Origin of the sequence: Fusobacterium sp. (genome assembly GCF_019012925.1) — a bacterium.
Classification (GTDB): Bacteria; Fusobacteriota; Fusobacteriia; order Fusobacteriales; family Fusobacteriaceae; genus Fusobacterium_A.
This window is the reverse complement of the sequence record NZ_JAGIRL010000013.1, coordinates 21,734-27,733: the sequence shown is the minus strand read 5'-3', so window position 1 is coordinate 27,733 and position 6,000 is coordinate 21,734. Positions and strand designations below refer to the sequence as shown.

Genomic DNA, 6,000 nt, shown 5'->3' with positions numbered 1-6,000 from the left:
CGAACCGCTGACCTACGCAGTGCAAGTGCGTCGCTCTCCCAAACTGAGCTATATCCCCGAAATGATGGAGCGGGAAACGAGGTTCGAACTCGCGACATTCAGCTTGGAAGGCTGACGCTCTACCAACTGAGCTATTCCCGCGCTACTCATCACAAAAATTATGATATCATAATAGTGAAATATTGTCAAGAAAAAAATAAAATAGTTTATTTTTTAATTGAAACTCTCTTTTTTTCTCCAATTTTAATCATAATTAAAGAAAAAATAATCATAATAAAACTAACTAAGTGAGGAGCTCTTATTCCAAATATCATAAGATCTTCAGCTCTAAAAAAGCTTACAAATATTCTAATGATACTATAAATAATAACATAGTTCCACCAGAGATAACCAGGGGCCTTATTCGTTTTTTTTCTAAGATAGAAGAAAATAAATAAGAATCCAATAAAATTTAAAATTAATTCATAAAGCATAGCTGGATGAACTGGAATATTAGGAAATTCAGAACCAGCAGGAGAACTATTGGGAAAAACAACTCCCCAAGGTACTAGAGCTTTATATTTTAACTTTTCAAATACACTTGATACATTGTATGAATTATACCAAGTATAAAAATTTGGCTTTATTGAAAATATTACACTCCAAGGAGTAAAAGTAGGGACTCCATGTATCTCACCATTCATAAAATTTCCGAATCTTCCAAGAGCTTGTCCTAATAATAGAGGAGCAGCAGCGAGATCACCTAGAGTCAATGGATTGAGTTTTTTAATATACCCGTAGATAAATGTACCGATAATTCCTCCAATAATACCGCCATGAATAGCCATACCTCCATGCCAAGTAGCTAATATTTCAGAAGGATATTTAGAGTAGTAGTCCCAGTTGAAGAAAACATAGTAGAGACGACCACCGAGTAAACCGGATATCATAGCAATGAAAGCATAATTTTCTACAATTTTACTATCTATATTTTTCTCTTTTGCTAAATATTTAGCTATTTCAATTCCTAAAAAGAATGAGATAGCATACATAAGTCCATAGAACCTGATTTCAAAACCAGCTATGGAAAATAATACTGGATGCATAAGATTCCTCCTAATCAATAACATATGAATTTATTCAATTCACTTAAGATTATAGCATAAATATTTTTAATTAGTAGTAGTATTTAAAAATAAAAAAAATAATTGAAAAAATTTGATAATTCTATTATAATATTATAGAGTATATAATAATGTGAGTAGGTTATGAAGATTATAAACTAAATTGCTTAATAACATACTTAATGTAGGAATTATAAAAAGGGAATGTCAAAAAATATATATAGAATAAATTAGGAGGACAAAATGTATTTTTGTACAAAAATTACAGAAAATGTAACTTGGATTGGTGTAAACGATAGAAAGACTGAGAGATTTGAAAACTATATGCCATTACCATATGGTGTAACTTATAACTCATATTTTATTGATGATGAGAAGACTTGTGTAATTGATTCAGTAGAGATTGGGTGTGCTTCTACATTCTTAGATAAGATAGTAGAGTGTTTAGAGGGAAGAAAGTTAGACTATATAGTTGTTAATCACGTTGAACCAGATCATTCAAGTGGATTAAAAGAGGTTATCAGAATATTTCCAGAGGTAAAAATAGTAGGAAATGTTAAAACTTTAGGAATGCTACAAGCATTTTCTCCAGATTTTCCAGCAGATAATTTCGTAACTATTAAGGAAGGAGATATTTTAGATTTAGGAACTCAGAAACTTACTTTCGCTATGATGCCAATGGTTCACTGGCCAGAATCAATGGTAACTTATAATATAACAGATAAAATACTTTTCTCAAATGATGCTTTTGGAAGTTTTGGAGCATTAGATGGTGGTATTTTTGACGATCAAGTAAACTTTGAGTTTTATCAAAGTGAAATGAGAAGATACTATTCTAACATAGTTGGAAAATATGGACCTCAAGTAGTAAATGCTATTAAAAAACTAGGAGGATTAGAGATTAAATTTATCTGTCCTTCACACGGATTAATTTGGAGAAAAGATATTGCAAAAGTTGTATCTCTATATGAGACTTGGGCAAAATTAGAGCCAGAAACAGAGGGTGTAGTAATAGTATATGGAAGTATGTATGGAAATACTGCAAAAATGGCTGAGGTAATTGGAAGAAAATTAAACTGTTGTGGAATAAAAGAGATCAAAATATATGATGCTTCTAAAACAGATTTAAGTTTCATAGTAAGTGAAATTTGGAAATATAAAGGATTAATTATAGGTTCTTGTGCACATAATAACTCTGTATATCCAAAAGTACAACCATTATTACATAAATTAGAAAACTATGGATTAAAAAATAGATATCTAGGAATTTTTGGAACTATGATGTGGAGTGGTGGAGGAGTAAGAGGAATACAAGCCTTTGCTGACTCTTTAAAAGGAATAGAAGTAGTTGGAGAACCAGTTGAAGTAAAAGGAACTCCAAAAGCTGAGGATATTGAGAAACTAGAAGCTATTGCTGAAGAGATGGCAGCAAAATTAATAGCTGAAAGAATGTAGTAATAGCTCCTATAGCTTAGCTGGATAGAGCATCTGACTTCGGATCAGAGGGTCGAGGGTTCGAATCCTTCTGGGAGCGCCAGAAAGAGTATAAAGAGGATAGTGATGTCCTCTTTTCTTTATTAAATTGATATTATTAAATGGTATACTATTTAATGTAGTAGAGTATCTATATTTTAGGAGGAAAAATGTTAAATAACGATATATTAAGAAGAGTGAGATATGCTTTAAATATTAAAGATAAAACAATGTTAGATATCTTTAAATATGGAGAGAATCCAATTACTCATGAAGATCTTATAAATCTTTTAAAAAGAGAGGGAGAAGAGGATTTCTTAAAATGTAATAATAAAGCTTTAGAGAGTTTTTTAGATGGGCTTATTATTTTAAAAAGAGGTAAACAGGAGCCAAAAGATGGGAAAGAGTATACACCTGTTAAGATGACTAAGAATAATATAAATAATATAATTCTAAAAAAATTAAAAATAGCTCTTTCATTAAAAAGTGAAGATATGTTACACATATTTAAATTAGCAGGTTTAGAACTATCATCTTCTGAATTAAGTGCTGTCTTTAGAAAAGAGGATCATAAAAATTATAGAGAGTGTGGAGATAAGTATATCAGAAACTTTTTAAAAGGTTTAACAATTTATTACAGAGGGTAGAGAAATGGTGAAAACTTTGGTATTTAATATATTGTTAGTAATAACGTTTGAAGTTTTTATGTTTTTAAATGGGCAGAGAAAGTATAGAGGTTATGTAACACTAAAACACTATGTTTTAACATTAAAGATGCCAATTTATCAAAAAGTTTTAATGATGAAAATTTTAATTGTATCATTTATAACCATTGTATTTAAAAGTTTATTATAAAATAAGATGACTCATTGTGAGATGGGTCATTTTTTTACATTTTAATGAAAAAACCTTGTCCAAAATGTTAAAATAGTAAAAAAATAACTTGAAATTTTATAGTTTATTGGTTAAAATAATATATAGTATAGAATAAAAGAGTAAAGGTGTATTTTACAAAGTTAAGTAAGTTTTAATATTTTATTAAATTAAGGAGGACAGATGTCAGATAAAGGATTTATTCTTCAAAGTTCATATGGTTCGGTTTTCTCAGTGGTAGAAGATTTAGAGGGAAAAGCAAGTGAACAAAACAATGAAAAATTAGTAACAGTAGCAGGAAGGGTAAATAATCCAGGAGCTATAGAGATTCCTGAAAATTCAACTTTAAGAGATGTTATTGGATTAGTTGGTGGAATAAAAAATAAAAAAGAGTTTAAAGCTGCCCAATTTGGACTTCCTTTTGGAGGATTTTTAACAGCAAAGAGTTTAGATAAAGTAATAGACTTTAGCTTGTTCCCAGAAGGAGTGGATAAAAATATAATTATACTTTCTGAAGAGGATTGTATTATAACTTTTGCAAAATTCTACATAGAATTTTTAATAGGAAAGATTAAAAATAGTGAGTATGAGCAATATCTTGCTGTTCAGGATGAGATTGAAAGAATCTGGAGAATTTTAGATAGAATCTCTAAAGGAAAAGCAACAATGAGAGACGTATACCTATTAAGATATCTTTCTGATAATATAAAAACAAAATTAAATCAAAAACACAATTTAATACTAGAAAGTATTGAGCAGTTTTATCATGAGATAGAAGAGCATATAGAGGAACACAAATGTCCAGCAGGAGAGTGTATCCACTTATTAAAATTTAGAATTACAGATAAATGTATTGGATGTACAGCTTGTGCAAGAGTTTGTCCGGTAAAGTGTATAGATGGAAAATTAAAAGAGAAACATGAGATAGATAATGATAGATGTACTCATTGTGGACAGTGTGTTGCTGCATGTCCAGTAGGAGCTATATTTGAAGGAGATCATACTTTAAATCTATTAAGAGATTTAGCTACTCCTAATAAAAAAGTTGTAGTGCAGATAGCACCAGCTGTAAGAGTAGCGATAGGAGAGGCTTTTGGATTTGAAGCTGGAACAAACGTAGAGAAAAAATTAGTAGGAGCTCTTAAAAAATTAGGAGTGGATTATGTATTTGATACTACTTGGGCTGCAGATATGACTATAATGGAGGAAGCTGCTGAGTTCCAAGAGAGATTAGAGAGATACTATAAAGGTGACGATACAGTAAAACTTCCAATACTTACTTCATGTTGTCCAGCTTGGGTAAAATTCATAGAGCAAAACTATCCTGATATGATGGATGTACCTTCAACAGCAAAATCACCTATGGAGATTTTCTCGACAATAGCTAAAGATATTTGGGCAAAAGAGCAAGGGTTTACAAGAGAAGAGATAGCTTCAGTAGCAATAATGCCTTGTCTTGCTAAAAAATATGAAGCAGCTAGACCAGAGTTCTCTAGAGGAGATAACTATGATACTGACTATGTAATATCTACTAGAGAGTTAATTAAAATATTTAAAGAGTCAGGAATAGATTTAAATGAAGTTGAGGATATGGAATTTGATAATCCATTAGGACAGTATTCAGGAGCAGGTATCATATTTGGTAGAACAGGTGGAGTTATAGAGGCTGCTACTAGAACAACTGTAGAGATGATAACTGGAACTCACTTAGATAATATAGAATTTACTGAACTAAGAGGTTGGGAAGGATTCAGAGTAGCTGAATTGACAATAGGTCATATTGAACTTAGAATAGGAGTTGCTCACGGTCTTGAAGAAGCCGCAAAAATGCTTGATAAGATAAGAGCAGGAGAGGAGTTCTTCCACGCTATAGAGATAATGGCATGTAAAGGTGGATGTATCGGTGGAGGTGGACAGCCAAAAGCCTTAAAGAAACAGATCACTTTAGAGAAGAGAGCAGAAGGATTAAATAATATAGATAGAGAATTAGAGATCAGAAGATCACATGAAAATCCATATGTAAAAGCTATGTATGAAAAATATTTAGATTATCCATTAAGTCATAAAGCTCATGAATTGCTACATACAAAGTATTTCCCAAAAATTAAATAAATAAAGGGTAGAAAAAAAATCTGAAATGTGTTATCCTACAATTATAGAGCAAAATTCATTAAAATATTCTTGAGGTGATATTTATGAAAAAAGTAGGAATAGTAATACTATTATGTAGTGTGTTAACTGTGTTAGGAGGTTGTACAAGGACTGAGAAACACGTAGCAACGGGAGCTGCAGTTGGTGCTGTTGCAGGACACATAATAGGTGGAGACACAGGAACAATAATAGGAGCAGGAGTTGGAGCTGCTTCAGGAGCAATAATTTCAGATAGAACTAAATAGATATAAAAATGGATACTACAACTCTTTTATAGGGTTGTAGTATTTTTTTTAGAAATAAAAACATTAAAAAAATATATGGTATTTTAATGAAAGATTAATTAAAAATATTGACATAACTTTAAAAATAGTTTATCATATAAAAAATAATTATTTTA

The 6,000-nt window shown here is 30.7% G+C and carries 6 protein-coding genes and 2 tRNA genes; 6 read left to right on the top strand and 2 right to left on the bottom strand.

The features are described 5' to 3' along the window. Positions 1-65: 65 nt before the first annotated feature. Both QZ286_RS02100 and lgt read right to left on the bottom strand, forming a co-directional pair. Positions 66-141: transfer RNA gene (locus tag QZ286_RS02100), tRNA-Gly, on the bottom strand. A gap of 65 nt (positions 142-206) precedes the next feature. Then, the gene (gene lgt, locus QZ286_RS02095) at positions 207-1,085 is read right to left on the bottom strand and encodes a prolipoprotein diacylglyceryl transferase (protein ID WP_291255324.1); all 879 of its coding nucleotides are present in this window, start codon (positions 1,083-1,085) and stop codon (positions 207-209) included. A gap of 261 nt (positions 1,086-1,346) precedes the next feature. Here lgt and QZ286_RS02090 point away from each other — a divergent pair, with 261 nt between their 5' ends. The 6 genes from QZ286_RS02090 (at position 1,347) to QZ286_RS02065 (ending at position 5,845) form a co-directional block, all read left to right on the top strand. Further along, positions 1,347-2,558: an FprA family A-type flavoprotein gene (locus tag QZ286_RS02090; RefSeq protein WP_291255323.1), complete on the top strand. Its 1,212-nt coding sequence runs from the start codon at positions 1,347-1,349 to the stop codon at positions 2,556-2,558. Between the two features lie 5 nt (positions 2,559-2,563). Then, positions 2,564-2,640 (top strand) — tRNA-Arg (locus tag QZ286_RS02085). Positions 2,641-2,746: 106 nt separating this feature from the next. Beyond that, positions 2,747-3,223, top strand: coding sequence for a DUF1456 family protein (locus QZ286_RS02080; protein WP_291255322.1), 477 nt, complete (start codon positions 2,747-2,749; stop codon positions 3,221-3,223). Between the two features lie 31 nt (positions 3,224-3,254). Then, positions 3,255-3,431, top strand: a complete 177-nt coding sequence (locus QZ286_RS02075; protein ID WP_291255321.1) for a hypothetical protein — start codon at positions 3,255-3,257, stop codon at positions 3,429-3,431. A gap of 201 nt (positions 3,432-3,632) precedes the next feature. Next, positions 3,633-5,561, top strand: a complete 1,929-nt coding sequence (locus tag QZ286_RS02070) for a [FeFe] hydrogenase, group A (protein ID WP_291255320.1) — start codon at positions 3,633-3,635, stop codon at positions 5,559-5,561. Positions 5,562-5,644: 83 nt separating this feature from the next. Further along, positions 5,645-5,845, top strand: a complete 201-nt coding sequence (locus QZ286_RS02065) for a YMGG-like glycine zipper-containing protein (protein ID WP_291255319.1) — start codon at positions 5,645-5,647, stop codon at positions 5,843-5,845. The last annotated feature ends 155 nt before the right edge of the window (positions 5,846-6,000 follow it).

Bases quoted from the DNA above. Each gene is read 5' to 3' on its own strand.
- lgt (WP_291255324.1), bottom strand. From the start codon at position 1,085: ATGCATCCAGTATTATTTTCCATAGCTGGTTTTGAAATCAGGTTCTAT.
- QZ286_RS02090 (WP_291255323.1), top strand. From the start codon at position 1,347: ATGTATTTTTGTACAAAAATTACAGAAAATGTAACTTGGATTGGTGTA.
- QZ286_RS02080 (WP_291255322.1), top strand. From the start codon at position 2,747: ATGTTAAATAACGATATATTAAGAAGAGTGAGATATGCTTTAAATATT.
- QZ286_RS02070 (WP_291255320.1), top strand. From the start codon at position 3,633: ATGTCAGATAAAGGATTTATTCTTCAAAGTTCATATGGTTCGGTTTTC.
- QZ286_RS02065 (WP_291255319.1), top strand. From the start codon at position 5,645: ATGAAAAAAGTAGGAATAGTAATACTATTATGTAGTGTGTTAACTGTG.